This window comes from Bradyrhizobium icense (assembly GCF_001693385.1).
Lineage (GTDB): Bacteria > Pseudomonadota > Alphaproteobacteria > Rhizobiales > Xanthobacteraceae > Bradyrhizobium > Bradyrhizobium icense.
The window spans coordinates 7398907-7425000 of the sequence record NZ_CP016428.1; the positions used below are offsets into that span (position 1 = coordinate 7398907).

23 protein-coding genes, 1 tRNA gene and 1 pseudogene (1 of these 25 only partly in view) are annotated in these 26094 nt (G+C 62.9%); 18 read left to right on the forward strand and 7 right to left on the reverse strand.

From position 1 onward, the window contains the following. Positions 1 to 17: 17 nt before the first annotated feature. Positions 18 to 932 (reverse strand): hypothetical protein, encoded by a 915-nt coding sequence (locus tag LMTR13_RS43070; RefSeq protein ID WP_236843226.1) that lies wholly within the window; start codon positions 930 to 932, stop codon positions 18 to 20. Between the two features lie 564 nt (positions 933 to 1496). Here LMTR13_RS43070 and LMTR13_RS34325 point away from each other — a divergent pair. Continuing rightward, a complete protein-coding gene (locus LMTR13_RS34325) occupies positions 1497 to 3455 on the forward strand; it encodes a TonB-dependent receptor (RefSeq protein WP_236843227.1) in 1959 nt (652 codons plus the stop codon). Positions 3456 to 3522: 67 nt separating this feature from the next. Then, positions 3523 to 4662, forward strand: coding sequence for a PepSY-associated TM helix domain-containing protein (locus LMTR13_RS34330; RefSeq protein WP_065731611.1), 1140 nt, complete (start codon positions 3523 to 3525; stop codon positions 4660 to 4662). 106 nt (positions 4663 to 4768) lie between these two features. Here the strand turns inward: LMTR13_RS34330 and LMTR13_RS34335 are convergent. Beyond that, positions 4769 to 4845: transfer RNA gene (locus tag LMTR13_RS34335), tRNA-Met, on the reverse strand. Positions 4846 to 5181: 336 nt separating this feature from the next. Between LMTR13_RS34335 and LMTR13_RS34340 the strand changes: the two genes are divergently transcribed. The 3 genes from LMTR13_RS34340 (at position 5182) to LMTR13_RS34350 (ending at position 8899) form a co-directional block, all read left to right on the forward strand. Continuing rightward, positions 5182 to 6789: a GMC family oxidoreductase gene (locus LMTR13_RS34340; RefSeq protein WP_197520962.1), complete on the forward strand. Its 1608-nt coding sequence runs from the start codon at positions 5182 to 5184 to the stop codon at positions 6787 to 6789. A 341-nt stretch (positions 6790 to 7130) separates the two neighbouring features. Further along, the gene (locus tag LMTR13_RS34345; protein WP_065731613.1) at positions 7131 to 7913 is read left to right on the forward strand and encodes an SDR family oxidoreductase; all 783 of its coding nucleotides are present in this window, start codon (positions 7131 to 7133) and stop codon (positions 7911 to 7913) included. Next, entirely contained in the window at positions 7910 to 8899 is a 990-nt protein-coding gene (locus LMTR13_RS34350; protein WP_065731614.1) for an NADPH:quinone reductase, read from the forward strand. The genes LMTR13_RS34345 and LMTR13_RS34350 overlap by 4 nt, the downstream gene beginning before the upstream one ends. Here LMTR13_RS34350 and LMTR13_RS34355 read toward each other — a convergent pair whose 3' ends face one another. After that, a complete protein-coding gene (locus LMTR13_RS34355) occupies positions 8900 to 9313 on the reverse strand; it encodes a DUF3775 domain-containing protein (protein ID WP_065733209.1) in 414 nt (137 codons plus the stop codon). A gap of 114 nt (positions 9314 to 9427) precedes the next feature. On the opposite strand from LMTR13_RS34355, the pseudogene LMTR13_RS34360 reads away from it, so the two are divergent. The 6 genes and pseudogenes from LMTR13_RS34360 to LMTR13_RS34385 all read left to right on the forward strand — a co-directional run bounded on the left by LMTR13_RS34360 (position 9428) and on the right by LMTR13_RS34385 (position 15026). Then, a pseudogene (locus LMTR13_RS34360) lies at positions 9428 to 10280 on the forward strand (MBL fold metallo-hydrolase). 226 nt (positions 10281 to 10506) lie between these two features. Next, positions 10507 to 11349, forward strand: coding sequence for a fumarylacetoacetate hydrolase family protein (locus LMTR13_RS34365; RefSeq protein ID WP_065731615.1), 843 nt, complete (start codon positions 10507 to 10509; stop codon positions 11347 to 11349). 160 nt (positions 11350 to 11509) lie between these two features. Then, entirely contained in the window at positions 11510 to 12124 is a 615-nt protein-coding gene (locus LMTR13_RS34370; RefSeq protein ID WP_065733210.1) for a glutathione S-transferase family protein, read from the forward strand. Between the two features lie 21 nt (positions 12125 to 12145). Continuing rightward, a complete protein-coding gene (locus tag LMTR13_RS34375; protein WP_065731616.1) occupies positions 12146 to 13342 on the forward strand; it encodes a serine hydrolase domain-containing protein in 1197 nt (398 codons plus the stop codon). A gap of 14 nt (positions 13343 to 13356) precedes the next feature. After that, the gene (locus LMTR13_RS34380) at positions 13357 to 14226 is read left to right on the forward strand and encodes an MBL fold metallo-hydrolase (RefSeq protein WP_065733211.1); all 870 of its coding nucleotides are present in this window, start codon (positions 13357 to 13359) and stop codon (positions 14224 to 14226) included. After that, positions 14223 to 15026: an enoyl-CoA hydratase-related protein gene (locus LMTR13_RS34385; protein WP_065731617.1), complete on the forward strand. Its 804-nt coding sequence runs from the start codon at positions 14223 to 14225 to the stop codon at positions 15024 to 15026. Before LMTR13_RS34380 ends, LMTR13_RS34385 begins: the two co-directional genes overlap by 4 nt. Before the next feature lie 97 nt (positions 15027 to 15123). Here the strand turns inward: LMTR13_RS34385 and LMTR13_RS34390 are convergent, their stop codons facing one another. Next, positions 15124 to 15666 carry a methylated-DNA--[protein]-cysteine S-methyltransferase gene (locus LMTR13_RS34390; RefSeq protein WP_065731618.1) on the reverse strand — a complete coding sequence of 181 codons (543 nt, stop codon included), beginning with the start codon at positions 15664 to 15666 and terminating at the stop codon, positions 15124 to 15126. 187 nt (positions 15667 to 15853) lie between these two features. Between LMTR13_RS34390 and LMTR13_RS34395 the strand changes: the two genes are divergently transcribed. Further along, positions 15854 to 16678 (forward strand): alpha/beta fold hydrolase, encoded by an 825-nt coding sequence (locus LMTR13_RS34395; RefSeq protein WP_065731619.1) that lies wholly within the window; start codon positions 15854 to 15856, stop codon positions 16676 to 16678. Between the two features lie 5 nt (positions 16679 to 16683). Further along, positions 16684 to 17508: an alpha/beta fold hydrolase gene (locus LMTR13_RS34400; RefSeq protein WP_065733212.1), complete on the forward strand. Its 825-nt coding sequence runs from the start codon at positions 16684 to 16686 to the stop codon at positions 17506 to 17508. Between the two features lie 16 nt (positions 17509 to 17524). On the opposite strand, the gene LMTR13_RS34405 is transcribed toward LMTR13_RS34400, so the two are convergent. Further along, entirely contained in the window at positions 17525 to 19258 is a 1734-nt protein-coding gene (locus tag LMTR13_RS34405) for an adenylate/guanylate cyclase domain-containing protein (protein ID WP_065731620.1), read from the reverse strand. Between the two features lie 168 nt (positions 19259 to 19426). Further along, positions 19427 to 19873 (reverse strand): carboxymuconolactone decarboxylase family protein, encoded by a 447-nt coding sequence (locus LMTR13_RS34410; protein WP_065733213.1) that lies wholly within the window; start codon positions 19871 to 19873, stop codon positions 19427 to 19429. A gap of 117 nt (positions 19874 to 19990) precedes the next feature. On the opposite strand from LMTR13_RS34410, the gene LMTR13_RS34415 reads away from it, so the two are divergent. Next, complete coding sequence (locus tag LMTR13_RS34415) at positions 19991 to 20848, forward strand: sigma-70 family RNA polymerase sigma factor (protein ID WP_065731621.1); 858 nt, start codon at positions 19991 to 19993, stop codon at positions 20846 to 20848. Between the two features lie 6 nt (positions 20849 to 20854). Here the strand turns inward: LMTR13_RS34415 and LMTR13_RS34420 are convergent, their stop codons facing one another. Beyond that, entirely contained in the window at positions 20855 to 21667 is an 813-nt protein-coding gene (locus LMTR13_RS34420) for a class I SAM-dependent methyltransferase (protein ID WP_065731622.1), read from the reverse strand. Between the two features lie 127 nt (positions 21668 to 21794). Here LMTR13_RS34420 and LMTR13_RS34425 point away from each other — a divergent pair, with 127 nt between their 5' ends. The 4 genes from LMTR13_RS34425 to LMTR13_RS34440 all read left to right on the forward strand — a co-directional run. After that, positions 21795 to 22469 carry a GntR family transcriptional regulator gene (locus LMTR13_RS34425; RefSeq protein ID WP_065731623.1) on the forward strand — a complete coding sequence of 225 codons (675 nt, stop codon included), beginning with the start codon at positions 21795 to 21797 and terminating at the stop codon, positions 22467 to 22469. Positions 22470 to 22599: 130 nt separating this feature from the next. After that, positions 22600 to 23400, forward strand: coding sequence for a phytanoyl-CoA dioxygenase family protein (locus LMTR13_RS34430; protein WP_065731624.1), 801 nt, complete (start codon positions 22600 to 22602; stop codon positions 23398 to 23400). Positions 23401 to 23555: 155 nt separating this feature from the next. Then, positions 23556 to 24869 (forward strand): NAD(P)H-dependent oxidoreductase, encoded by a 1314-nt coding sequence (locus LMTR13_RS34435; RefSeq protein WP_065731625.1) that lies wholly within the window; start codon positions 23556 to 23558, stop codon positions 24867 to 24869. Positions 24870 to 25308: 439 nt separating this feature from the next. After that, positions 25309 to 26094, forward strand: partial view of a TRAP transporter substrate-binding protein gene (locus LMTR13_RS34440; protein ID WP_065731626.1) — the 5' portion only. Its footprint extends 303 nt past the window's final position; only the first 786 of its 1089 coding nucleotides appear in the window; the start codon lies at positions 25309 to 25311; the stop codon falls past the right edge of the window.

Sequence of the window (26094 nt, forward strand, 5' to 3'; positions counted from 1 at the left end):
GATCTTCGGCGCAAAGGCTATCGGCGACGACGCGCTCTGGTCCGGGCTGCCTTTTTGGCTGCCGCAGAGCGCTGCGCTTGGCCTTTGGTCTTTGCGGCCTTGCGAGCCGCCGCCGAGCGGGCCGAGGCGGAGCGACGCGAGGCGGCGCTTCGTGCTTGTTTCGACAGTGCTGCACGCGATGCCGTGCCGCGTGGTTCACGCTTGAGGGCCTGCGATACAGCACGTGAAACGCGCGGCCGGCGTCGGGTCTTTCGCTTGCCCTGGCCCGCCTCATAGGCGTATTCGGCACTTTTGCGGGTCCTTGCCTTCGCCTTGCCTTTGGCTGGCGGACGAAGCGGAACGCCCGCACGCCTTGCCTTGGACAGGCCGATTGCAATCGCCTGCTGCGGCGATCTCGCCCCATGTTGGCCGCGGCGGACTTTGCGAATCTCCTCATGCACAAACTCGCCCGCCTGGGTGGTTGGCGATTTGCCCGCGCGTTTGTCCCGCCTGGCCTTCTGCACTGTTCTTCGCTCTGGCATGATCGTCTCCAACTGGTGACGCCTCGCCCCGCGAAACGGCTTCGCTAGTCGCCGTTCTCTCAAGACACTAACGTCCGACCACGGGAAATGGTCCCGCAGGCGCGAAGCTCTGACCGAAGCGCTCAATGGGTCGAAAGCGACAAAAGCTGTGCGAAGCCTGATCGAACGCATCGTTCTGCGCTCTGGGCTCACGCGGGAAACGTTCTCCTTCAGTTCCATCGCGGGAACATTCACCGCTAAACGTCGGGCTTCGCGGCGGGGATCGGCGCGCTGCGCTACTGCACCGGACTTGATCCGCTCGAAGCTCGGCATCAAGCGGCATCTACCACAGATCGTCTGGCGAGTTGCGACGAGCCGGCATTCAAGAAATCCGAACCACCGCGAGCACTCCTGGCGCAGCGCTATGCTCAAGTTGTCGCCGAGGCTTGGCGTCCGCTGAGGGCTGGGATCGCCGGTGCGTATCCCGCCGACGTTGTGACTGCGTGTTCAGCATACGCTTAGCGAGAATCGTCGTCGTCTTTGGTCGATAAAAATACAACATCCAACAAAAACGAACGCTGCTTTGAAGGCTTCTAATGCCCGAGACATGTCTGCTTGCCAAACGATCCAGTAAGAGGCCACCACGATGACGATCAAATCGGGGTGAGGATGAATCTTTCGACGAAGAAGCTCTACTGTGCCGTTTGTTGTGGCACAGCGAGTTACCTGGCACTGTCCTTTCAATTGGTAGAAGAAGTTCACGCAAGAGAACCAGTCTCCTTACCTGCCGTCACGATTGACTCACCAAAACGTCAAGCCGTACGACGTCTACAGACTCAGCAGAGCGCAAGGAGCGCGCGCGTCGTTGCTCCACGCATTGCGGCTCCAGCGAGACAGCTCGAGGCTGTCCCATATCTCACGCCTTCGACCGGCACCATTGGTCAGCCGCCGGCTCCCTATGCGGGCGGCCAGGTCGGGACCACTACACGCGTCGGCATGTTAGGCAATCGCAATGTCTTCGATACGCCGTTCAACACGACGGGCTACACGGACAAGCTGATCCGCGACCAGCAGGCCAACACCATCACCGACGTCACCGACAACGATCCCTCGGTGCGCACGAACTCACCACGCTTCAGCGGACTCGACGGATTTCTGATCCGCGGCTTCCCGGTCTTCGCGAGCGACATCGCGTTCGACGGCCTCTACGGCATCACCGATACGCGCCGGCCTGCCCTTGAACCCATCGAGCGCGTGGAGATCCTCAAGGGACCAAGCGCCCTGCTGTATGGGATTTCACCATTCGGAAATATCGGCGGCACCATCAACCTCATCCCGAAGCGCGCCACCGACGATCCGATCACGCGATGGACTACCGGTTTCGTGTCCAACGGAAATGTTGGCACGGCGATCGATTTCGGCCGGCGCTTTGGCGCCGACAAAGAATGGGGCGTTCGCGTCAATGGCGCCTATCGCGATGGCCGGACGCCGATCGACTTCCAGACCGATGGGTTCGGTGTCGGCGCGGTTGCTCTCGACTATCGCGGCGAACGGTTCCGAGCCACGGTCGATGTCGGTTACCAGCAGCAGGACCACAACGCACCCACACGCGTCCGGCAAGTGGCCCCGAACTTTCCCATCCCGGCTTCGCCCTCGCTGACGATCAACCAGCAGCAGCCCTGGGAATATTATAATTCCAACCATCGATACGCTGCGGCCCGCGCCGAATATGACCTCAACGATTTCTGGACGCTGTATGGAGCCTACGGCCGCAGCCGATCCAAGGAGGTCTTCTTCGGCGGAACTCTGCGCATCACGAACGCACTGGGCGCGTTCACGTCACAGCCGGCCCTCACCGTACAAGATGCCGATCGCGAGACTGGAGAGATCGGGCTACGCGGCCGTTTCACCACCGGAGCGGTGAAACATTCTACCGTGCTTGCGGCAACCGGGCTGTGGCAGGACAGCGGAACTGCCACGACCAATGTCGGACCGTCGATCACGTCGAACCTTTACAACCCGGTTTACGTGACTCCGCGTAGCGCGGCGGGTCTGTCGCACAACGCGCCACTTTCATCGCGGCGGACCAATCAAAGCGTCGCGATCGCAGATACGATGTCGATCCTCGATGATCGCGTGCTGCTGACACTGGGCGGGCGCTGGCAGGGGATCGACGTCGCCAACTTCAACACGACCACGGGCGCCGTGACCACACGCCCGCAGAACGAGGCGATCACCCCTGCCGTGGCTCTCGTGGTGAAGCCAATCAACAACCTGTCGCTCTACGGCAACTACATCGAAGGCCTGACGTCGGGTGGAACGGCGCCGCCTATTGCCACTAACAAATTTGAAGTCTTTCCTGCGATCGTGACCAAGCAGATCGAGGTCGGCGCCAAGTACGACTTCGGGACCTTGGGCGTTACCGTGGCGGCGTTTGAGATCACGCAGCCCAATGGCATCACCGATCCGGCGACCAACATCTTCTCGGTCGACGGCGAGAATCGCAATCGCGGATTGGAGTTCAACACCTTCGGCGAGGTCGCCCCGGGGATGCGCCTGCTTGGTGGCGTGGCATTCTACGATGGCGTGCAGACCAAGACCGCCGGAGGCCGCTACGACGGCAAAACCGCGGTCGGGGTGCCCGATATTCAATTCAACCTCTATGGCGAGTACGATCTGCCCTTCTGGCGGACGTCGGGAGTGGCGACCCTGACCGCGCGGGTCATTTATACCTCGCCGCAATATTACGATCAGGCGAATACGCAGCAGATCCCGGACTGGGTCCGGACCGACATCGGAGCGCGCTACGTCACCAAAATTGACGGCAGGCCGCTGACGTTGCGGGCGGCGGTCGAAAACGTCTTCGGTCTGGACTACTGGGCGACGACGGGACGCGGCTTCCTGACTCCGGGCACACCGCGCACCTACCGGCTCTCGGCGAGCATCGACTTTTGAGGCGCCGTGAGACAGTGACATTGTGAACGACCTTTCAGGAGCCAAAGCAGCAGCTGCCTGGGTGCCCATGAAGGCGCCTAGGCTGCGCGTTGCGCTCGTCTGGCTCCACCGATGGGTTGGCCTCAGCCTCGGTGTCCTCCTCGTGGTGATCGGGCTTACGGGCAGCTTCATCGTGTTTTATCGCGAGATCGATGCGGCATTGAATCCGAGCCTGTACACGCCGGCCGGACCTGAACAACGTCTCGAGGTTGCCGAGGTCATGCGGATTGCAGCCACGGTGGATCCGGCGCCGATCCGATCCGTGATCGCGCCTGACCGGACCTGGCCCGTCTGGGTCGTGATGCACTCCCACCCGACGGAGAAAGGTCGGTATCCGAGTCTCTGGACCACCATGATCGATCCTTCGAATGGGAAGGTGCTGGGCCGGCGCGACTACACAAACTGCTTCGCATTCACCGTCTATCGCGTGCACTACAATCTGCTGCTCTATGACTGGTGGGGCCACGAGCTTGTCGGAGTGATCGGCTTCCTGCTGCTCGGGATGGCTTTCTCGGGCCTGTATCTGTGGTGGCCGAAGCGAGGCAGGTTCTGGCGCTCGGTCTCGATCCGCAGGCACGTGTCCCCGCAACGCCTTATGCTCGATCTGCACAACACGGCAGGCTTCTGGAGCCTAGCGTTGCTTGCTCTGATCTCTGTTACGGGTATCGGTATCGTGTTTCCCGGTGTCATCCGCCCGGTAGTCGGCCTGGTCTCGACGGCCACTCCTTATCCGTCGCCGACCATCAAGCCTGCACCGCCAGACGGAGCCGCACGATTGTCCGCTGATGCGATCGTTTTAGCGGCGCGCGCCGCCAAGCCCGGCTACGACATCGCCCAATTGAATCCGCCGAGCGAGGCCCGCAACACATGGCGTGTCCTGTTGCGGTCGCCGGGCTCCGATCCAGCCCTTCGCACCCGCGGTGCCATCTGGCTTGATCCCTGGACGGGTGCACTCGCGCACGACCGCACGGCCGATTCCATGTCGCTGGGCGACCGCTATATGACCGAACAGCTCTGGCTCCATAACGGATCAAGCTTCGGCTTGCTCGGCCGTCTTCTTGTCTTTGCTTCCGGCTTCGTGCCGCTCATTCTCTTCGTCACAAGCTTTCAGGTTTGGCGATCCAGAAGGAGGCACAGAGCAAAAAGGAGCGACGCGCGAAGCTCATGAGTATGCCCTCGTTCAATGAAGCAAATGAGCTCCGAACGGGTGCGAGAGCACCGACGCCACTCTTCCAAAACGAACGCCGCCAAGTCATTGACCTGGCGGCGTTATCTGGTTGCGGGGGCAAGATTTGAACTTGCGACCTTCAGGTTATGAGCCTGACGAGCTACCGGGCTGCTCCACCCCGCGTTAAACCGTTGCACTGCCTTCGAAAACCGGACCCGACACGAACCGGGCCAACGCGTGTTCGGCGCCGATCGATTCCCGTCCGGAGGCTTCCTGAGAAGGCGACCCGGGCAAGGCCATCGGGTGCGAGGGCTATGTATCAACGTCGCCCTGCTTTGGAAAGGGGCAAGAGGGAGCTTTTGCAGATTTTATGACAGCAAAAACGAGGGGTTGGCGCGCCAAAACCGGCGTCAAAACGGCCCTCTGGAACCGCTCTTGCCATAAAAGCCGCAAAAGCGGAGTTTTGCGCCCAAGGCGCGGCCCATCAGGTCGCCAGAACAAAAATCCGGGGGGATGGGCGTGACCGATATCTTCGATTTTGTGGTGGTGGGTGGCGGCTCCGGCGGCTGCACGGTGGCCGGACGGCTGTCGGATGATCCGAAGACGTCGGTAGCGCTGCTCGATGCCGGCGGCCGGAACGACAATTGGGTGGTCACGACGCCGTTCGCACTCGTGCTGATGGTCGCCGGCAACGTCAACAACTGGGCATTCAACACCGTGCCGCAGAAGGGCCTCAACGGCCGCATCGGCTATCAACCGCGCGGCAAGGGGCTCGGCGGCTCGTCCGCGATCAACGCGATGGTCTATATCCGCGGCCATCGCGCCGACTACGATCAATGGGCCTCACTCGGCAATGCCGGCTGGTCGTTCGCCGACGTACTGCCCTACTTCAAGCGCGCCGAAGACAATGCCGATTTCGACGGCGAGTATCACGGCAAGAGCGGTCCCCTCGCGGTCAACAAGTCGCGCACCGGCAATCCGGTGCAGCAGATTTTCCTGCAGGCGGCGCAGGAGGCGCAGTTTCGCCTGCGCGAGGATTTCAACGCCGACGGGCACGAGGGCCTCGGCATCTATCAACTGACGCAGAAAAACGGCGAGCGCTGCAGCGCCGCGCGCGCTTATATCCACCCGCATATGGGAAGCCGCGCCAACCTGCGCGTCGAGACCCACGCCCACGCCACCCGCATCCTGTTCGAGGGCAAGCGCGCGGTCGGCGTCGAATACCGGCAGGGCAAGGAGCTGACGCAAATCCGCGCCCGGCGCGAAGTGATCCTCTCGGCCGGCGCGTTCCAGACCCCGCATCTGCTGATGCTGTCGGGCATCGGCGACAGTGCCGAGCTTGCAAAGCACGGCATCGCCACCGTGCATCATTCGCCCGGCGTCGGCCAGAACCTGCAGGATCACCCGGATTTCGTGTTCGGCTACATGTCCGATAATCCACACTTCAACGGCGTCTCACTCAAGGCGCTGCCGCGGCTGTTGCGGGCGATCCGCCAGTATCGCCGCGAGCGCACCGGGCCGATGACGACCAATTTCGCTGAATGCGGCGGCTTCCTGAAAACCCGGCCCGATCTCGACATCCCCGACATCCAGCTCCATTTCGGCATGGCACTGGCCGACGATCACGGCCGGAAGCGCCATCGCGACACCGGCTTCTCCTGTCACGTCTGCCTGCTGCGGCCGAAGAGCCGCGGCAGCGTTTCGCTACTCGGTGCCGATCCATTTGCGCCGCCGCTGATCGACCCGAATTTCTTTGGCGAAGCGGCCGACCTGGAAACCATGGTCGCCGGCTTCAAGACCACGCGGCGGCTGATGGAGACGCCGGCGCTGCGAGCGTTGCAGAAGAAGGAGATGTTCACGGAAGGCGTGCGGACCGACGACGACATCCGCAACCTGTTGCGCGCCCGGGTCGACACCGTCTATCACCCGGTCGGCACCGCCAAGATGGGCGTCAACGATCCCATGGCCGTGGTCGATCCGAAGCTGAAAGTGTACGGCCTCGAAGGATTGCGCGTGGTCGATGCCTCGGTCATGCCGACGCTGATCGGCGGCAACACCAATGCGCCGACGATCATGATCGGGGAGAAGGCTGCCGACATGATTCGAGCGGAGATGCGGGTAAGTTGATTGCCTCGTCATTGCAGGAAATCGTAGGGTGGGCAAAGCTACCGGGTCGCGCAAATGCGCGCCCGATGACAGGCTCCGCATACCCACCTTCGCAGTGATGCGGATGGATGGTGGGCACGGCGCTGACGCGCCTTTGCCCACCCTACGTGTCTGCGATGGATTGCCGGGTCAAGCCCGGCATGACCCGAGGGAAATGCACACGCGATTTCCGGGATCGCTATATGCATTATCAGCGGGCTCCGCGCTTTATCAGCAGCATCCGACTTGGCTAGAGTGCCCGCATCGGACTACAAGAACATTCGGACTACAAGAACATCACCTGACGCAACGGGAGAGAAGAAATGGATCTTGGGATCAAAGGCCGCCGCGCCATCGTCTGCGCATCGAGCAAAGGCTTGGGGCGCGCCTGCGCCGTGGCGCTGGCGAACGAAGGCGTGCACGTTACGCTCACTGCGCGCGGTGCGGAGGCGCTGAAGAAGACCGCCGACGAAATCCGCAAAGCCAATCCTGGCGTCACTGTAACCGAGATTGCCGGCGACATCACGACGCCGGCCGGGCGCGAGGCCGTGCTGAAGGCTTGTCCCGAACCGGACATCCTCATCAACAATGCTGGCGGCCCGCCACCCGGCGATTTCCGCAACTGGACCCGCGACGACTGGATCAAGGCGATCGATGCCAACATGCTGACGCCGATCGAACTGATCAAGGCGACGGTGGACGGCATGATGGCGCGGAAATTCGGCCGCATCGTTAACATCACCTCGGCCGCGGTGAAGGCGCCGATCGACATACTGGGTCTTTCCAATGGCGCGCGCGCCGGTCTCACCGGCTTCATTGCCGGGCTGTCGCGCAAGACGGTGATCAGCAACGTCACCATCAATGCGCTGTTGCCAGGACCGTTCGACACCGACCGCCTGCGCGGTGTTGGGAAAGCGGAAGCCGAGAAGCGCGGCATTCCGCCGGATCAAGTATTTGCCGAGCGCGCCAAGCAAAATCCAGCCGGACGCTTCGGCGAGCCCGACGAGTTCGGCTACGCCTGCGCCTTCCTGTGCGGCGCCAAGGCCGGCTTCATCACCGGCCAGAACATTTTGCTCGACGGCGGCGCTTTCCCGGGCACGCTGTGAAGGCGGTCTGGTACGAGCGAACCGGGCCGGCACAGGAAGTGCTGGCCTATGGCGAGATGCCGACGCCGGCGGCCGGCCCGGGCGAAGTGCGGGTACGGCTGGAGGCGTCCGGCGTCAATCCCGCCGATGTCGGCCGGCGTGGCGGCGGCTACCGGCCGATGGAATATCCGCGCGTCATTCCCAACAGCGACGGCGCGGGAATTATCGATCAGGTCGGCGACGGCGTCACGCGGCTCAGGATTGGCCAACGCGTCTGGCTGTTCAATGGCCAGCGCAACGGCCGCGCGTTCGGCACCGCGGCTGAATATATTTCGCTCGCCGAACATCTGGTGACGCCGCTGCCGGACAATCTGTCGTTTGCCGAGGGTGCCACGCTGGGCATTCCCGCGATGACGGCGTGGTGCTGTCTCTATTGCGACGGGCCGATCGTGGGGCAGACCGTTCTCGTCACCGGCGGCGCCGGTGCGGTCGGGCACTATGCCGTTCAGCTCGCCAAATGGGGCGGCGCCAAGGTGATCGCGACCGTCAGTTCGGCAGCCAAGGCCGAGCAGGCACGTCTCGCCGGCGCCGATCTCGTCGTCAACTACAAGGCGGATGACGTCGTCGCAAAGGCGATGTCCTTCACCGGGCAGCGCGGCGTCGGTCGCGTCGTCGACGTCGATTTCGGCGGCAATATCGATACCACGCTGAAGCTGATGGGCACTAATTCGACGATTGCGGTCTACGCCACCAACGGCAACCGCACGCCGGTCGTACCAATGCGTGAGCTGATGGAAAAATGCATCTCGCTGCGCGCGCTCGTGCTGTTTGCGCTGCCGCCGCCGCTGCTCGCGGCAGCACAAGCGGACATCACGAAATGGCTGGCGGCAGGTCCGCGCATCCACAATGTCGCTGCGCGCTTCGTCCTATCTGACACCGCGCACGCGCATCTGACGGTGGAGAAGGGCGACAAGCTCGGCACCGTCATCGTGGACTGCGCGCGATAATCACTGGATCGGCGTGGTGCGGGCCTCGGTCCAGGTGAGGCCGAATTCGTCGAGCCCCTCGGCGAGAAGGTCGCCGAGCATCGGCTCGCCCAGCAGATAGTGCGCAGTGGGAACGCGGCGGCCTTCGGCGGCCTGCCGCCGCAAGTCCTTCCATTCCTCGATCGTTCCGTCACCGCGGCCGAGCCGCATCAGCGCGACGAGGTCGACCTGTTCATCCTCGCTCAGCGCATTGATGAAACCGGCGATCTCGCGCGCGACAGCGTCGCACCCGTCGTCCACGAGCACATCGATCATATCGTCGTCAATGGCATTGGACCCGGAGTCCGGATCGGATGCCGCTTCCTTGACGTCGAACTGCCGGGCTTTCTCGATCAGAAAGCCGACTTTTTCGGGCGAAATCGTAAGTTCTGGCATCGCATGTTCCTCATACGGGCTATGCGATAACGCCGAACGCCGCCGGATGATCCATTGCACCGGAAGAGGGAAACCCGCATCCTTGCCCGAACCAGAAACGAGAGGGCGCGCCGGATGCACTGGAACGTGGGCAAGGTCAGGATCACGAGGGTGGTCGAAATGGAGACTGTCGGCAGCACCCGTTTCATCCTTCCGCTCGCGACCAACGAGGAAATCCGGAAACTGCCCTGGCTCATCCCGCAATTTGCGACCGAGGAAGGCCGGCTCAAGATGTCGATCCATTCGTTCCTGGTCGAGACTCCCATGCGCCGGATCATCGTCGATACCGGCCTCGGCAACGACAAGCAGGGCCGCAACGTGCCGACCTGGAACAACCGAAAGGATCCGTTCCTCGACATGCTGACAGCGGCGGGCTTCCCACCCGACAGCATCGATACCGTGCTGTGCACGCACCTGCACGTCGACCATGTCGGCTGGAACACGAAACTTGTCGATGGCAACTGGGTGCCGACCTTCGCCAATGCCCGATATGTGTTCGGCAAAGGCGAATATGAGCACTGGCGCGACCACAGCGATGGGCCGGACAAACGCGCGGTGTTCGACGATTCCGTGAAGCCGATCGCCGACGCCGGCAAAGGCCGATCTCGTTGCCAGCGACGCCAGGCTTGCGGATGAGATTACGCTGATCCCGACGCCCGGCCACAGCCCAGGTCATATGAGCATCCATATCAGGTCCGACGGCGAGGAGGGCCTGCTCACCGGCGACGTCGCCCACCATCCGTGCCAGATGGCCCATCTCGACTGGTCCTCGACCGCCGATTCCGATCCCTGCCAATCGGCCGAAACCCGACGCAAACTGCTTTCGCGCTTCGCCGACACGCCCACACTGGTGATCGGCGGGCATTTCAGTGCCGGTCACATCAAGCGAGATGGAGATGCGTTCAGGTTCGTGGCGCTGAATCCGTAGGGTGGGCAACGCCAACGGTCGCGCGAATGCAGGCCCGATGACAGGCTCCGCGTGCCCACCAATATTCCCGCTGACGATAGATGGTGGGCACGGCGCAAAGCGCCTTTGCCCACCCTACCCTGCGCTTTCGGCAGTTGAATTTCCTGCGCCGCTGTTCCAAGAAGGCGTCTGAAGTTTACGGAAATTCCCCCGAAATCCTCAAAAAAACCCTCAGGGAGCGATAAAAATGAAGCTTGTTCGTTACGGCGCCAAGGGTGCGGAAAAGCCCGGCCTGATCGATAAATCCGGCCAGTTGCGCGATCTTTCCGCCCACGTCAGGGATCTCGACGGGGATGCCTATGCGCCGGCCTCGCTGGTCAAGCTGGCGGCGCTGGATACCTCCAAGCTTCCCGCCGTCGACGGCAAGCAGCGCTTCGGCGCGCCGGTCACCGGCATCTCGAAATTCGTCGCAATTGGCCTGAACTACAGCGATCACGCCAAGGAGACGGGATCGCCGATCCCGACCGAGCCGATCTTCTTCCTGAAGGCCAACACCGCGCTCTCCGGCCCGAACGATGCGGTCGAGAAGCCGCGCGGCTCGACCAAGCTCGACTGGGAAGTCGAAATCGCCGCCATCATCGGCACACGCGCCAAATATGTCTCAGAGGCCGACGCGCTCAACCACGTCGCCGGCTACTGCATCTGCAACGACGTCTCCGAGCGTAACTTTCAGATCGAGCGGCTCGGTCAGTGGACCAAAGGCAAATCGCACGACACGTTCGGCCCCGTTGGCCCCTGGCTGGTCACCAAGGACGAAATCCCCGACGTGCAGAAGCTGTCGATGTGGCTCGACGTCAACGGCAAGCGCTGCCAGACTGGAACGACCTCGACCATGATCTTCTCGATGGCGAAGTGCATTTCCTATGTCTCGCAGTTCATGACACTGCTGCCCGGCGACATCGTCACCACCGGCACCCCGCCCGGCGTCGGCCTCGGCATGAAGCCGCCGAGCTTCCTCAATGTCGGCGACGTCGTTACGCTCGGCATCGAAGGCCTCGGCGAGCAGCGCCAGGAAATTGTCGAGGCCTAGCTGTCATACCCCGCGAATGCGGGTATCCAGTACGCCGCGGCCCTCGTGAGAAAACCGAACCGCCGCGGCGTACTGGATCATCCGCCTTCGCGGATGATGACGTCGAGTGGTCGTCATGACCGCGCATAACAAGAAGAAACCTTCAGGGGAAGCTCCCAGCATGAAACTCACCTTCTCTCCCGCCTCGCCATTCGCCCGAAAAGTCCGCATCGCCGCGATCGAGACCGGCCTGATCGACAAGATTGAATTCACCCCGGCCACCGTCGCGCCGGGTCAGCCGAACGAGGAATATTCGAAGATCACGCCGCTGAAAAAGCTGCCAGTGCTGATCCTCGACAATGGCGACGTCATTCTCGATTCCTATGTCATCGTGGAGTACCTCGACGAGCTCGCCGGCGGCGGAAAGCTGATCCCCGCATCCGGACCTGAGCGATGGAAGGTGAAGAGCGACCATTCCCTGCTGCAGGGCATGCTCGATTCCATGCTGCTGTGCCGCTACGAGAAAATGGTGCGGCCGGAAGGGCTGCGCTGGGACGCCTGGCACGACGACCATTGGAGCAGGGCTTGGGCCGGCATGGCGCGGTTCGAGAACAGGCCCGACGTGCTGTCCGGGCCGTTCAACATTGCGCAGATCGGCCTTGTTTGCGTGCTCGGCTACGCCGATTTCCGCTTTGCCGATTGCGGCTGGCGCAGGGCCTATCCGAAGCTCGACGCGTTCCACCAGAGGATGATGGATCGGCCGTCGGTGAAGATCTCGGTGCCCCCGCCGGCGTAACCACACAACGGAGACGGCAGCATGCGCGAGGTTGGCAGAAAATTCCGGCACCTCGGCTTCGCTGCCGTTGTCGCGCTCGCCACATCGGGCGCATCTGCCCAGCCACGGGAATTCTCCACCGGCCAGCGCAATCTCGCCTGCGGCAGTCCGGCTTCCATCGGCGACGGCTGGCCGACTGCGACGCCGGAAAGTGTCGGCCTCGATGGCCCGCGTCTGTGTGGCATCGCCGCACGGCTCGTCGCCACCAATGCCAATGTGCATGCCGTGGTGATCGTCCGCCGCGGCAAGCTGGTGTTCGAGCAGTATTTCCCGGGTTATGACGAGCCGTGGGGATTGGGCGGCGGACGGCGCGATTTCGACGCGACCACCAAGCACGACATGCGGTCGGTTTCGAAAAGCGTGATCTCGCTACTCGTAGGGATCGCGATAGATCGCGACCTGATCAAGAACGCCGACGAACCCGTGGTCAAATTCTTCCCGGATTATTCGGCGGTGAAATCGCCGGGTTGGGACAACATCACGCTTCGCCATCTGCTGACGATGTCGTCGGGAATTCAGTGGGACGAGAACCGCGCCTGGAAAGATCCAGCGAATGACGAGCCGCATCTCGGCAGTGACGACGATCCGTTCCGCTATGTGCTGTCGAAGCCGATCGCGACGCCTCCGGACACGATGTGGAATTACAATGGCGGCGGAACGGAACTTCTCGGAAACATCCTCGAGCGCGTGTCGGGCAAATCGCTGGACGAGTTCGCGCGCGAGGCACTGTTCGCGCCGCTTGGCATCTCGGACTGGGAATGGATGAAGTACCGGAACGAGCATATCGCCTCGGCCGCCGGTCTGCGCCTTCGCCCGCGCGATGCCGCAAAAATCGGCCAGCTCGTGCTCAACAAGGGGGCGCGGGCCGGCCGGCAGATCGTTTCGGCCAAATGGGTCGAACAATCGATCACGCCGCGCTTTCAGGCGATCGGCTATTTCGGTGGCCTGTTCTATTACGGCCAGCAATGGTGGATGGGCCGCACCTTGACGGGCGACAAGGATGTGAAGTGGATTGCCGCCGTGGGCCTCGGGGGTCAGCGGATCTTCATTGTTCCCGAGCTCGATCTCGTCGTCGTGACCACATCTGGACTTTATAGCAGCCCGCGCCAGGGTCAGGCAGCGCTCGACATCCTTGCCAACTTCATCATTCCGTCTGTCCGGGACAACAACGCGCGCTAATGCAGCAGGTAAACATGAGCCTTAAATTCACCGTCGGCGACCTCACCATTCATCGCATCATCGAGCAGGAGACCACTTTCCTGCCGGCGCTCGAGCTGCTGCCGGGCCTCACGCCGGAAGTTCTCGCGGAGAACCGCGCCTGGATGCAAAAGGCCGGCGCGCTCGACGACAAGGATGTGCTGATGCTGTGCTTCCAGTCTTACGTCGTGAAAACGCCGCACCACACCATCCTGATCGATAGCTGCATCGGCAACGACAAACCGCGGCCGCAGCGTCCGAAATGGAACATGAAAACCGACGACACCTATATGCGCGGCCTCGCCGCGGCCGGCTTCTCCGTCGAAGACATCGACTACGTCATGTGCACGCATCTGCACGTCGATCATGTCGGCTGGAACACGCGGCTCGACAACGGCCGCTGGATACCGACCTTCCCCAAGGCGCGCTACGTGTTCGACAAGACCGAATTCGACTACTGGACCGAGACGCACGCGAAAACGCCGGTGCCGCCGTTTGGCGACAGCGTGCTGCCGGTCGTCGAGGCGAAGCAGGCCGAAATCGTCCGCAGCGATTACGCGATCGGCGACCACACCCGCATCCTGCCGACGCCGGGCCATACGCCCGGCCATGTCGCCTTCAGCTTCGGCCGGGCTAAGGATGACGCGGTATTCTCGGGCGACCTGATGCATTCGCCGCTACAGACGCGCTATCCGGAATTGTCCGTCAAGTTCGACGTCGACCAGGCGCAGGCCGCGAAAACGCGGCGCGGCTTCCTGGAACGCTACTGCGACACCAATACGCTGTGTTGCACCGCGCATTTCCCCTCGCCTTCGGTCGGCAAGATTCGGCGCGCCGGCAGCGGATTTACCTGCGAGGCGATATGAGTTCGAACCTATCAGCCTTCGAGACGCTGTCGATCGAGCCGATCGACGAGCATGTCGCACTCGTCCGGCTGAATCGGCCGGATGCCGCCAACGCGCTCAATACCCAGATGGGCCGCGACCTCGTGCACTATTTCGAAGACCTCGCGCTCGATCCCAAGCGCCTGCGCTGCGTCGTGCTGACCGGCGCCGGCGACAAGGCGTTCTGCGCCGGCGGCGATCTGAAGGAACGCCGTGGCATGACCGACGAGGCGTGGACACGCCAGCACGTCATCTTCGAGCGAATGGTGCGGGCGCTGATCGACTGCCCCGTGCCGATCATCGGCGCCGTCAATGGCGCGGCGTATGGCGGCGGCTGCGAGATCGCTGGCTGTTGCGATTTCCTTTACGCCGCGGACAGCGCGCGCTTCGCGCTGACCGAAGTCACGCTCGGCATCATGCCGGGTGGCGGCGGTACGCAAACCCTGCCGCGCGCCGTCGGCGAGCGCCGCGCCAAGGAGCTGATCCTGACGGGTAAGCCGTTTACCTCGGCGGAAGCACGTGAATGGGGTTTTGCGAACGAAGTCTTTCCGCTCGCCGAACTATTGCCGGCGGCGCTGGCCACCGCCTCGCGCATTGCGCGCAACGCGCCGATCTCCGTCCGGCAGGCAAAGCTCTCGATCCACCGCGGCCTGCAATTGTCCCTGCGGGACGGCCTCGCGCTCGAGATCGAGGCCTATAACCGCATGGTGCCGACGGAGGATCGCCGCGAGGGCGTGCTGGCCTTCAACGAGAAGCGAACGCCCAATTTCAAGGGCCGGTGAACTCATAGCGTTTTCAAGCGAAGTGGGTACCGGTTCGCGTAAAGAAAACGCGTCAAACAAGAAGGCTTCGGTTCTGATTCAATCAGAACCGAAGCACTCAATCGAACAGGCTCGGCGTGTGGTTCACCGCCGCGCCTTCGATCGCCAGCATCTTCAGCTTCGTCACCACCCCACCATTGGCGGAGAAGCCGCCGGGCTTGTTGCCCGCCGCCAGCACGCGGTGGCACGGCACCACGATCGGACAGGGGTTGCGCCCCAGCGCCTGGCCGACATCGCGCGACAGTTCCACGCCGCCGAGTTTTTTGGCGATATCGCCATAGGTCATAGTCTTGCCCGGCGGTATCGTACGCGCGATGTCGTAGACGCCGCGGTTGAATTCGGGAACGCCGTCGAGATCGAGCACGACATCGGCGAGGTCGTTCGGCTTGCCTTCGAGCAACTCGACGATGCCGTCGATCGCGGCCTGCACCTTTGGCGGCGGCGGCGCCTCGATCAGATCGCCATGGCGCTGCTGCAGGCGAGTGCGGGTCTTCTTCTCGTCGCCCATCGGCAATTGCACCGAGGTAATGCCGCGCTCGCCCCAGACGATGCCACAGCGGCCGATCGCAGTGTCAAATATCGTAAAATGGTGCCCGGTCATGACTGGCTCCATAATTTCCTGTTCAGTGCCACCCAGCTTCGCATCTCGAGCCAAATCTAGGCTTGGAGATTATTGCTATCCACCCGAATCCCGGGGGAACTTGACGGCATGAACAACTTCCGCTGATCTGGGGCCCCCGCCTACGGCCTTCAATGGCCTAAGCCCCTTTCATCCCGCACGAGACCGCATGCAGACCCTTCACGTCAACGGCTATGACATGGCCTATCTCGATATCGGACAAAGCGCTGACAATCGTCCGCCGCTGGTGTGCGTGCATGGCTCGCTGTGCGATTTTAGGATCTGGTCGTCAGTGCTGGGACCGCTGACCCGCAGGCACCGGGTGATCGCACCTTCGTTGCGGCATTTCTTCCCGGAGCAGTGGGACGGCGTGGGCGACACCTATTCGATTTCGCAGCATGTCGACGACGTGATCGGCTTCGTCGAGAAGCTCGATACGAAACCGGTCGACCTGATGGGCCATTCGCGCGGCGGCCACATCTGCTTTCGCGTCGCGCAGCGCCGTCCGGATCTGTTGCGCAAGCTGATCCTGGCCGAGCCCGGCGGCGAACTCGACGCCACGCTCGACCCTGCCTACAAGCCCGGCCCCTCACCGCTGGCCGGAATGATTGCAGCTTCCGCTGAAGCGATCGCCAATGGCGACATCGACGGCGGCCTGCAGATCTTCCTGGATGCGCTGGAGGGACCCGGCGCCTGGAAGCGCCTGCCGGCGACGCCGAAACAATTGCTGCGCGACAACGCCACCACGCTGATCGGCCAGAAGCGCGACCAGCGTCCGCCGTTTTCCAAGGCGGACGCGGCGGCAATCAAGACGCCGACGCTGTTCATCGGCGGCGCCAACACCAAGGGCACGCTGCCAAAGGTGCTGAAGGCCTTGGCGGCGAACGTGAGGGGATCGCGCACCGAGATGATCCCCGGCACCACGCATCCGATGTTCGAGCAAGCGCCGCAGAAGTATGGCGAGATTGTGCTGTCGTATCTCGCGGAGGATTGATCACGATGCAGACCCTTCACGTCAACGGCTATGACATGGCCTATCTCGACGTCGGCCAAGGCGCGGCCAACAGCCCGCCGCTGGTTCTCGTGCACGGCACGCTCGGCGATTTCCGGACGTGGAACGCAGTGCTGGGGCCGCTATCGAAACAGCACCGCGTGATCTCGCTGAGCCTGCGGCGGTTCTTCCCGGAGCATTGGGACGGCGTCGGCAACGACTATCGGATGGCACAGCACGTCGCCGACGTCATCGGCTTCATCGAAAAACTGAATGCCGGACCGGTCGATCTGATCGGCCATTCCCGCGGCGGGCATATCGGCTTTCGCGTGGTGCAGATGCGGGCTGATTTATTGCGCAAGGCCGTCCTCGCCGAACCGGGCGGCGATCTCGAGCCGGCGCTGCAACCGAGCAGTCCGCCTCCCGGCCCCGTGCCGCTGGGCCCGCGTGTTCCGATCGCGGCCGAGATGGTGCGGAACGGTGACATCGACGGCGCGCTGGCGCTGTTCGTCGACGGCATCGACGGTGAAGGTGCATGGGCGCGGTGGCCGGCGGCGCCGCGGCAGCAATTGCGCGACAACGTCCATACGCTGCTCGGCCAGGTCGGCGAGAATCGCCAGCCGTTTCTGAAGAGCGAAGCGGAGGCAATCAGGACTCCGACGCTGTTGATCGGCGGCGGCGACACCAGGGGCGCGCTGGCGGTGACCTGGCGCGTGCTGGCCGAACATATTCCGGGCGCACGGACGGCGGTGATCCCGGGCACGCGTCACTGGATGTTCGAACAGGCGCCGCAGGAGTTTTGCAACGTCGTGCTGGATTTCCTGGCGAGGTAGCTGCGCCGCCGACGTCTTACTTTTGGTCGAGCCGCCACGCACCATCCCAATCGGCGGCCGGCGGATTGACCTGAAAATTCTCGACACGCCTGGCCAGCGCCTTCGCCGGTCCGTCGTTGGGAACCGCCTCGAGCGCCGCATGGAATGCCCGGCGCGCGTCGTCCCAGCGGCGCTCCCGATAGGCGGCGAGCCCTTCGGCATACCGCTCACGCAACGCCAGTTGCTTCGCGGTGAGTTCGCCCTTGCGCCCCAGGATATCGAACACCGCCTGTGGAAGGGTCTGACCCGCAACCACGAGCCGATCGATCTCGCGGGATTCCACCGCATCGCCGGCCGCTGTGATCACAACCTCCGAAACCAGCGAACGGCTGCCATAGACCTTGTTGGCGTTCTCCAGCCGCGACGCGAGATTGACCGCATCACCCATCACCGTGTAGCTCATCATGAACTCCGAGCCGATACTGCCGACCAGCACTTCGCCGGCGGCAACCCCAATGCGAACGTCGCAGTCGCTCGGCACGGCGCGTATGCCGAGCAGTTCGGGCAACTCCCTGCGCAACGCCGTACCGCGATCGGCCATCTCGACGGCAGCGAGGCAGGCCAGGCGCGCCTGCTCGCTATGCTCGGTAAAGGGAGGTCCCCAATAGGCCATGATCGCATCGCCGATATACTTGTCGATGATGCCGCGATTGCTGCGGATCGGTCCCGACATCGTCGACAGATAGTGGTTCATCACCTTGACGAGGCCCTGCGGCGTCATGCCCTCGCTGAGGCTGGTAAAGCCCTGCATGTCGCAGAACAGCACGGTCATCACCCGCCGCTCGCCGGCGCGGGCCGTCAACGATCGCTGGTCGATCAACCCTTCCACCACGCGGGGATCGACGTAGCGGCCGAAAGTCTCGCGCAAGCGCTCCTTGTGGCGCAATTGCTCGACCATGTTGTTGAAGGCGGTCGTGAGCTGGCCGATTTCGTCGCGCGTGGTGACGTCGATCGAGCCGTCGAGCCGGCCGGCCTCGACGGCGCGGGTGCCGTCCAGCAGCCGCCGCACCGGGCGAGTAATACCGGTGCTGACGAAGAACGCGAACGTCAGTCCGAGGATGGCCGCAAGCATCGTCACGATCGCGGAGATGACAATCGCGCGCTGCTGATCCCGCATCGTCACGGCCGCATCGCTGCGGACCTGCTCGAACATGTCGTGTCGGATTTCCTCAATCTTGCGATTGAATTCGTCGCGGAGCGCGTCGCTCCGAACAAGGCTGGCCCGTACTTCGGGCATGTTGCCGGCTTCGAGCAGCGGCCACATCCGCTTGCTCTCTGCTTCCAGATAACGGCGAAGGTCGCTCGTTATGGTTTCGATCCGGTTCTCGATCCGTCCGAGGTTGGCGTCGTCGGAGACGGTGGTCGGATCATCAATGATTGCAATGATCAGGGCGCGCGCAGCTTGCGCCTCCTGGTCAATCTCCCTGCCCTTCGCCTCATAGATGGCTTGCTGATCTGCAAAGGCGGTCTCGTCCGGTGGTGTCTGTATCTTGAGGAATACCATCCGGCGAACCACCACCGCCTGCTCCAGCGAGCGGACGTTCATCCGCGCCAGATGCCCATATGCTTCGACATATTTTGTCGTCAGCTCATCGAGTTGATGCGCAATTTTTCGCGTCATCACCGTCGACAGCGCCGAGATGATCACCATCAGAAAGATCAGTCCGATGGCGATGCCGAGGATTCGCTTGCGGATGGTCGGTCGCAGCATCGAGGTATATTCTAAAACCAGGGACATGTTGGGAAACGGATGAAGGCAACAAAGCGAAAGCCCGGCCGATCCGGCCGGGCTTGATGTTTAGCGCGCGCCGGTGAATTAAGCACGTTCCGGCGCGTTAAAATTGGCGATAGTTTTGGGGATACCCCCTGGCTACACCTTCTAGACGCCCACAGGCTGACGCACGGCTACATTGAGCCTGTTCCAGACATTGATCTTGGCGATCGCCAGAATCAACGCCGAGAGCTCCGCCTCGTCGAAATGCTTGTCGGCCTCACTCCAGACCTCGTCCGGCACCGGATCGGCGCGGTCGCTGATCCGTGTCAGCGCTTCCGTCAACGCCAGGGCCGCGCGCTCGGCTTCGGTGAAATAGGGCGTGTCGCGCCAGGCGGCCACCGCGAACAGCCTCTCGCCGGTCTCGCCGGCCTTGCCGGCGAGTTTTGAGTGCATGTCGACACAGACGCTGCAGCCGTTGATCTGGCTGGCCCGCAGGTACACCAGTTCGAGCAACTTTTCCGGCAGACTGTTCTTGGTCAGGTCGCCCAGCGCCTGCAGCGGTTTCATGGCGTCGGGAAGGACCATGACGGGATGATTCATTCGGGCTTGCATCATTTTGCGCTCCATATGGTTGGTTCTGTTTTTGACGCGGCGGCGCCGATCTGCTGTCACATCGGCGCGCTTTCGTTCGTCATCACCATGACGGAACGCGACATGGGAATGTGACCGATGGACGAGAAAAAGTTTCTGGCTGAGAAATTCGAGGCCAACCGGCCCCATCTGAGGGCGGTGGCCTACCGTATGCTGGGTTCGACGAGCGAGGTCGATGATGCCGTGCAGGAAACCTGGCTGCGGCTGAGCCGCTCCGATACCAGCGCGGTCGAAAACCTCGGGGGGTGGCTGACCACGGTCGTCGCCCGCGTCTGCCTCGACATGCTGCGCTCGCGCAAATCGCGGCGCGAGGAACCTATGGGTCCGCACGTGCCGGAACCTGTCGCTGACGATATGCATGGGCGCGACGCGGAAATGGCGGATTCCGTCGGCGCGGCGCTGCTGGTGGTGCTGGAAACACTCGCGCCGGCCGAACGGCTTGCCTTCGTGCTGCACGACACGTTTGCCGTGCCGTTCGAAGAGATCGCCCCGATCGTCGGCCGCACACCTGCCGCGGCGAGGCAACTGGCCAGCCGCGCCCGCCGCCGGGTGCAAGGCAGCCCGCCGCCAGACGCCGACTTCGGCCGGCAGAAAAACATCGTCGACGCGTTCATCAAGGCCTCCCGCGAGGGTGACTTTGAGGGGCTGCTCACGGTGCTCGATCCCGACGTGGTATTTCGTGCCGATGCTGCCGCGCAACGCCTCGGCTCGCTCGCGGAAATTCGTGGCGCCGCCGCGGTCGCAGAAGCCTTCAAGGGACGCGCACAGTCGGCCAGGCCGGCGCTGGTCGACGGTGCATTGGCGCTCGCCGTCATTCTCGGCGGCCAACTGCGCATCGTGGTGCGGCTGACGATCAGCGGCGAACGGATTTCGGCGGTCGAAGCGGTGGCCGATGCCGAGCGGATCGGACAGCTCGACGTAAACCTGCTCGCGTGAGCGGCGTCATCGGCTCTTTGTCGCGGAGAACACGATCGCCTGAACCGGCATCCGGCCGGGATCGCCGAACTCGCGGCGAAACGCCTGTGCCATCGTGTCGACGATCTGGTCAGGATCTACGCCGCCACGTGCCCGGACCTGATCGATCAGCGGGTTACCATGGACGGCCGCCCGCGCAAAAATTGCGACGTCAGGCAGTTCTCTTACCTGTCTGATCACGGCAATGCCGATGTCGTCGAACCCCGCCGTTATCAGCATCTCCTTGATCGGATCGATCTGGTGGCAGGAGAACGGCACGTTGTAAAACTGCGGCGGATCGGCAGGGAAGAAACGCGCGGCCACCTCATGCGCGATCCGGCCGAACGGATTGTAGCGATGAGAGTCCCAGACGCTGAGCACATAGCGGCCGCCGGGCGCGAGCACACGATAAGCCTCGGAAAAGGATTTTGCCTTGTCCGGAAAGAACATTAGGCCGAACTGACAAACGATCGCATCGAAGCTTGCATCGGCGAATGGAAGTGCGGCCGCGTCGGCAGGCTGGAAGGCGACCTGCTCGCCAGGCTGAAACTTGGCGCGGGCAACATCGAGCATCGGCGGATTGAAGTCGGTCGCAGTCAGCTCTGCGTCTCTTGGCAGCACCTCGCGCAACTGCCGCGTGACGATGCCGGTGCCGGCGGCGGTTTCGAGCACCCGCACCGGACCGCCGCTGGCGACACGCTTGGCAATGTCCGCCGCATACTCGGCGAAGATGATCGGGCCCAGGCCTTGATCATAGTACTGAGGGATATTGCCAACGAAACCGGCTGCGTCGTTGCTCATGGCCGACCTCCGATCGCCCCCGCCACAGCATACCCACAGAAAGGCCAGCAGGCGTCAGCCTTGACCGGGACTGATCTATCCGCTACTTCTGAATTCGGAATTCCGTATTCCAAAAAGGGCACCCGGCATGATCCCACTGGATCCGCTTCCCAACCTGATCGACCAGGTCTATGCCCGGATCCTCGAGGCGATCACCGATCGTTCGCTGCCGCCCGGGCACCGCATCCGGCAGAACGAGCTTGCGGAAAAGCTTGGCGTCTCGCGCCAGCCGGTGTCCCACGCGCTGCATTTGCTGCATCGGCAGGGGCTCGTCGCCGAGAGCGGCCGCCGCGGCTTTGAAGTCACCCGGCTCGATCCCGAACGCATTCGCCAGCTTTACGAAGTCCGCGGCGCCATCGACGCGCTGGCGGCACGGCTGGCTGCCGGGCGATGCAACGCCGATGCGTCAGGCCGCAAGCAGGTCGAGGCGGCGCTGCAGGCCGGGCGGAGCATTGGCAAAGACACGCCGCTTTCGCGGCTGATCGCCCTCGACGTCGATTTTCACGGCGCCATCTATCGCCTCGCGGGCAATCCCGCGATCGAGGAAATGATCGCGCCGCAATGGCCGCACATGCGCCGCTCGATGGCGACCGTGCTGGCGGAGCTCGACTACCGCGAGCGCGCCTGGGCCGAACATGAGGCGATTGCCGCGCAAATCCTCGCCGGCAATGCCAGGGCGGCGGAAGCCGCTGCGCTGGCGCATGCGCAGACGGCCGGGCGGATGACGGAGGAGAGACTGAGAGCGACGGATAGGGCGGCGTAATCGAGGCGCCGTCGTTCCGGGGCGATGCGAAGCATCGAACTATGGTGCGCAATTGCGCACCTGAGGATCTCGAGATTCCGGGTCGGACCATCCCGGAATGACAACAACAAAAGCCAAGGGAGGAAACACCATGAAACTGACGCCACAGCAGATCGAATTCTTCAACCGCGAAGGCTGGCTGTTCCTGCCGGAGTTGTTCAGCCAGGAGGAAGTGGATTATCTCGCACGCGAGGCCGTCAGCATCTACGACGCCAACCGGCCGGAGGTGTGGCGCGAGAAGAGCGGCGCGCCGCGCACCGCCTTTGCCGCGCACCTCTACAACGAGGCGTTCGGCGCGCTCGCTGCGCATCCACGCATGATCGAGCCGATCGAGCAGATCTTCGGCGAGAAGGTCTACATGCATCAGTTCAAGATCAACGCCAAAGCCGCCTTCACCGGCGATGTCTGGCAGTGGCATCAGGATTACGGCACCTGGAAGCGCGACGACGGCATGCCGGAGCCGCGCGCGATGAACATCGCGATCTTCCTGGACGAGGTGATGCCGATCAACGGCCCGTTGATGCTGGTGCCGAAGAGCCAGCACGCCGGCGATCTGAAGGCTTCGCATGACCTTGAGACCACGTCCTATCCGCTGTGGACCTTGGATGAGGAGACTGTCACCCGGCTGGTGAAGGAAGGCGGCATCGTCGCCCCCACCGGCAAGGCTGGCGGCATGCTGATGTTCCACGGCAATCTGGTGCACGGATCAAGCGGCAACATCACACCCTACCCGCGCAAGATCGTCTACCTGACGCTGAACGCGGTCTCGAACTATATCCGCACCCCCACAAGGCCGGACTACATCGCGCATCGCGACTTCACGCCGATCCAGACCGTGGATGACGACGCGCTGCTGCGGCTCGCACGAGCGCATCGCCAGGCCGCGGAGTAGGACTCTCGTGTCCCGGGCGCCGCGCAGCATGAAATGATGCACTGCTGAGCCGGGGCCGATACTCGTTTATAGCTGTACAATAGGTCCCGGCTCTGCGGAGCAGCACGTCGTGCTGCACCGCGTCCGGGACACGACTCACTCCGATCGGACACCCCATGAACCTTCACCACCTCCTCAACGCCCGCCTTGCGGCCGGCAAGCCGGTTCGCGTCGCGCTGATCGGCGCCGGCAAATTCGGCTCGATGTTCTTGTCGCAGGTGCCGCATACGCCGGGACTCGAAGTGCCCGTCATCATCGACATCGATCGCGATCGCGCCCGCGACGCGTGTCGCACCGTCGGCTGGGATCAGGCGCGGATCGCGCAGACAACTTTCACCGATGACGGCGCACGCGCGATCGGAGGCAGTGCTGTTGACGTCGTGGTGGAAGCCACCGGCAATCCCGCCGTCGGCATCCGTCATGCCCGCGCGGCCATTGCCGCGGGCAAGCATGTCGTGATGGTCAATGTCGAGGCCGACGTGCTGGCTGGCCCGCTATTGGCACAGGAAGCGCGCAAGGCCGGCGTGGTCTATTCGCTGGCCTATGGTGACCAGCCGGCGTTGACCGCCGAGATGGTGGACTGGGCGCGCGCGACAGGCTTTCGCGTCGTCGCTGCCGGCAAGGGCACCAAATATCTTCCCGCCTATCACGACGTGACACCGGACGGCGTCTGGCAGCATTACGGGCTGACGGCGGGCGAAGCACAATCGGCCGGCATGAATCCGCAGATGTTCAACTCGTTTCTGGACGGCACGAAATCCGCGATCGAAATGGCGGCGATCGCCAACGCGACCGGACTGGATGTGCCGTCGGATGGTCTGCTGTTTCCGCCCTGCGGCGTGGACGATCTGCCGCATGTGATGCGGCCGCGCGAGGCGGGCGGCGTGCTGGAGAAGGCTGGCCTTGCGGAAGTCGTGTCTTCGCTGGAGCGCGACGGTCGTCCTGTATTCAGGGATCTGCGCTGGGGCGTCTATGTCGTGCTGGAAGCTCCGAACGATTATGCTGCCGATTGCTTCAGGCAATATGGGCTGAAGACCGACGCATCGGGACGATATGCGGCGATGTACAAGCCGTATCATCTGATCGGGCTTGAGCTCAATATCTCCATCCTCTCGGCCGCGCTGCGCAACGAGCCGACCGGTCAGCCGCATGATTTCCGCGGCGACGTCGCGGCGGTAGCAAAACGCAATCTGCGCGCCGGCGAAATGCTCGACGGCGAAGGCGGCTATACGGTATGGGGCAAATTGATGCCGGCATCGAAGAGTCTCGCCGCCGGCGCGCTGCCGATCGGGCTTGCCCATCGCGTCAAGCTGAAGAACGACGTCGCCCACGGCGCGGTGGTGCGCTGGAATGATGTCGAAGTCGACGAAGGCAGTGACACCATCAAGACGCGCAGGGCGATGGAAGCGGCATTCTCCACGAGACGATGACCGCGCGGCGCGTGCGGAAACGCGCTACAGCCGGTAATTCCACTGCCCTGCGCATGCACGTTCAGGTCAAGTGACGGACGCTGTCATAGGCGCTTGTGCGGCGGAATTACCGCACTGCGGCATGTCCGATTAACCAGTCGCGTCTCCACCATCGCCGCCATTTTAACCTTCGTCGGGTGAAGGCGACTAAGCCGCCCGATATTCAGGCAGCTCTTCGCACCTGCGGCGAAACGAGAACGCTTGATTATCAATCACCAATTCGCCATCCTGCCTGCAGGTCCATAAAGCCGGGAAATTGATTGCATCGAAAAACCAAGAGCCTTGGTTTCAGGGCCCACATTCCTAAACAACAGTCCGGCACCGCCCATCGGAAAACCAGAGAAGACGACATGAGATCGTTGTCCCTTGGTCGGTCTCGACGATAACAGAGGGAGACAAAATGAAACGTCGTGATTTCTTGAAGGTGGGCGGCGCAGGTCTTGCCGCGAGTGCGGTTGCCGCGCCAGCAATTGCGCAATCGAACCCGGAGATAAAGTGGCGTTACACGGCAAGCTGGCCGAAGGCACTCGATACGCTGTATGGCGGCTGCGAATATTTTGCCAAGCGCGTTGCCGAAATCACCGACAACAAATTCCAGATTCAGCCATTCGCCGCCGGTGAAATCGTCCCGGGCCTGCAGGTGCTGGACGCCGTTTCGAACGGTACCGTCGAGATGGGCAACACAGCGCTCTATTATTATTGGGGCAAGAATCCTGCGTTCACCTTCGGCACGTCGCTGCCGTTCGGCCTCAACACGCGCTCGCATATTTCCTGGCTGCGTTTCGGCGGCGGCATGGACATGCTCAACGATCTCTTGAAGGAGTATGGCTGCGTCGGCCAGCCGACCGGCTCTACCGGCGCCCAGATGGGCGGCTGGTTCCGGAAAGAGATCAAGTCGATGGACGACTTCCGCGGCCTCAAATTCCGCGTCGGCGGTTTCGCAGGTACCATCATCGCCAAGGTCGGCGGCGTGCCGCAGCAGATCGCGGGCGGCGACATCTATCCGGCGCTGGAGAAGGGCACCATCGACGCGGCGGAATGGGTCGGCCCCTACGACGACGAGAAACTCGGCTTCGTGAAGGTCGCGAAGTACTACTACTATCCGGGCTGGTGGGAAGGCACCGGCCAGGGCCACAACATCATGAACCTCGAGAAGTTCAACGCGCTGCCGAAGCATTACCAGGCT

What these genes read in the sequence shown, in the direction of transcription:
- LMTR13_RS34345 (WP_065731613.1), top strand. Translation starts at nt 7,131, where the DNA reads ATGGATCTTGGGATCAAAGGCCGCCGCGCCATCGTCTGCGCATCGAGC.
- LMTR13_RS34385 (WP_065731617.1), top strand. Translation starts at nt 14,223, where the DNA reads ATGAGTTCGAACCTATCAGCCTTCGAGACGCTGTCGATCGAGCCGATC.
- LMTR13_RS34425 (WP_065731623.1), top strand. Translation starts at nt 21,795, where the DNA reads ATGATCCCACTGGATCCGCTTCCCAACCTGATCGACCAGGTCTATGCC.
- LMTR13_RS34430 (WP_065731624.1), top strand. Translation starts at nt 22,600, where the DNA reads ATGAAACTGACGCCACAGCAGATCGAATTCTTCAACCGCGAAGGCTGG.
- LMTR13_RS34365 (WP_065731615.1), top strand. Translation starts at nt 10,507, where the DNA reads ATGAAGCTTGTTCGTTACGGCGCCAAGGGTGCGGAAAAGCCCGGCCTG.
- LMTR13_RS34405 (WP_065731620.1), bottom strand. Translation starts at nt 19,258, where the DNA reads ATGCTGCGACCGACCATCCGCAAGCGAATCCTCGGCATCGCCATCGGA.
- LMTR13_RS34415 (WP_065731621.1), top strand. Translation starts at nt 19,991, where the DNA reads ATGGACGAGAAAAAGTTTCTGGCTGAGAAATTCGAGGCCAACCGGCCC.
- LMTR13_RS34355 (WP_065733209.1), bottom strand. Translation starts at nt 9,313, where the DNA reads ATGCCAGAACTTACGATTTCGCCCGAAAAAGTCGGCTTTCTGATCGAG.
- LMTR13_RS34330 (WP_065731611.1), top strand. Translation starts at nt 3,523, where the DNA reads ATGAAGGCGCCTAGGCTGCGCGTTGCGCTCGTCTGGCTCCACCGATGG.
- LMTR13_RS34390 (WP_065731618.1), bottom strand. Translation starts at nt 15,666, where the DNA reads ATGACCGGGCACCATTTTACGATATTTGACACTGCGATCGGCCGCTGT.
- LMTR13_RS34410 (WP_065733213.1), bottom strand. Translation starts at nt 19,873, where the DNA reads ATGCAAGCCCGAATGAATCATCCCGTCATGGTCCTTCCCGACGCCATG.
- LMTR13_RS34435 (WP_065731625.1), top strand. Translation starts at nt 23,556, where the DNA reads ATGAACCTTCACCACCTCCTCAACGCCCGCCTTGCGGCCGGCAAGCCG.
- LMTR13_RS34370 (WP_065733210.1), top strand. Translation starts at nt 11,510, where the DNA reads ATGAAACTCACCTTCTCTCCCGCCTCGCCATTCGCCCGAAAAGTCCGC.
- LMTR13_RS34400 (WP_065733212.1), top strand. Translation starts at nt 16,684, where the DNA reads ATGCAGACCCTTCACGTCAACGGCTATGACATGGCCTATCTCGACGTC.
- LMTR13_RS34420 (WP_065731622.1), bottom strand. Translation starts at nt 21,667, where the DNA reads ATGAGCAACGACGCAGCCGGTTTCGTTGGCAATATCCCTCAGTACTAT.
- LMTR13_RS34325 (WP_236843227.1), top strand. Translation starts at nt 1,497, where the DNA reads ATGTTAGGCAATCGCAATGTCTTCGATACGCCGTTCAACACGACGGGC.
- LMTR13_RS34380 (WP_065733211.1), top strand. Translation starts at nt 13,357, where the DNA reads ATGAGCCTTAAATTCACCGTCGGCGACCTCACCATTCATCGCATCATC.
- LMTR13_RS34375 (WP_065731616.1), top strand. Translation starts at nt 12,146, where the DNA reads ATGCGCGAGGTTGGCAGAAAATTCCGGCACCTCGGCTTCGCTGCCGTT.
- LMTR13_RS34395 (WP_065731619.1), top strand. Translation starts at nt 15,854, where the DNA reads ATGCAGACCCTTCACGTCAACGGCTATGACATGGCCTATCTCGATATC.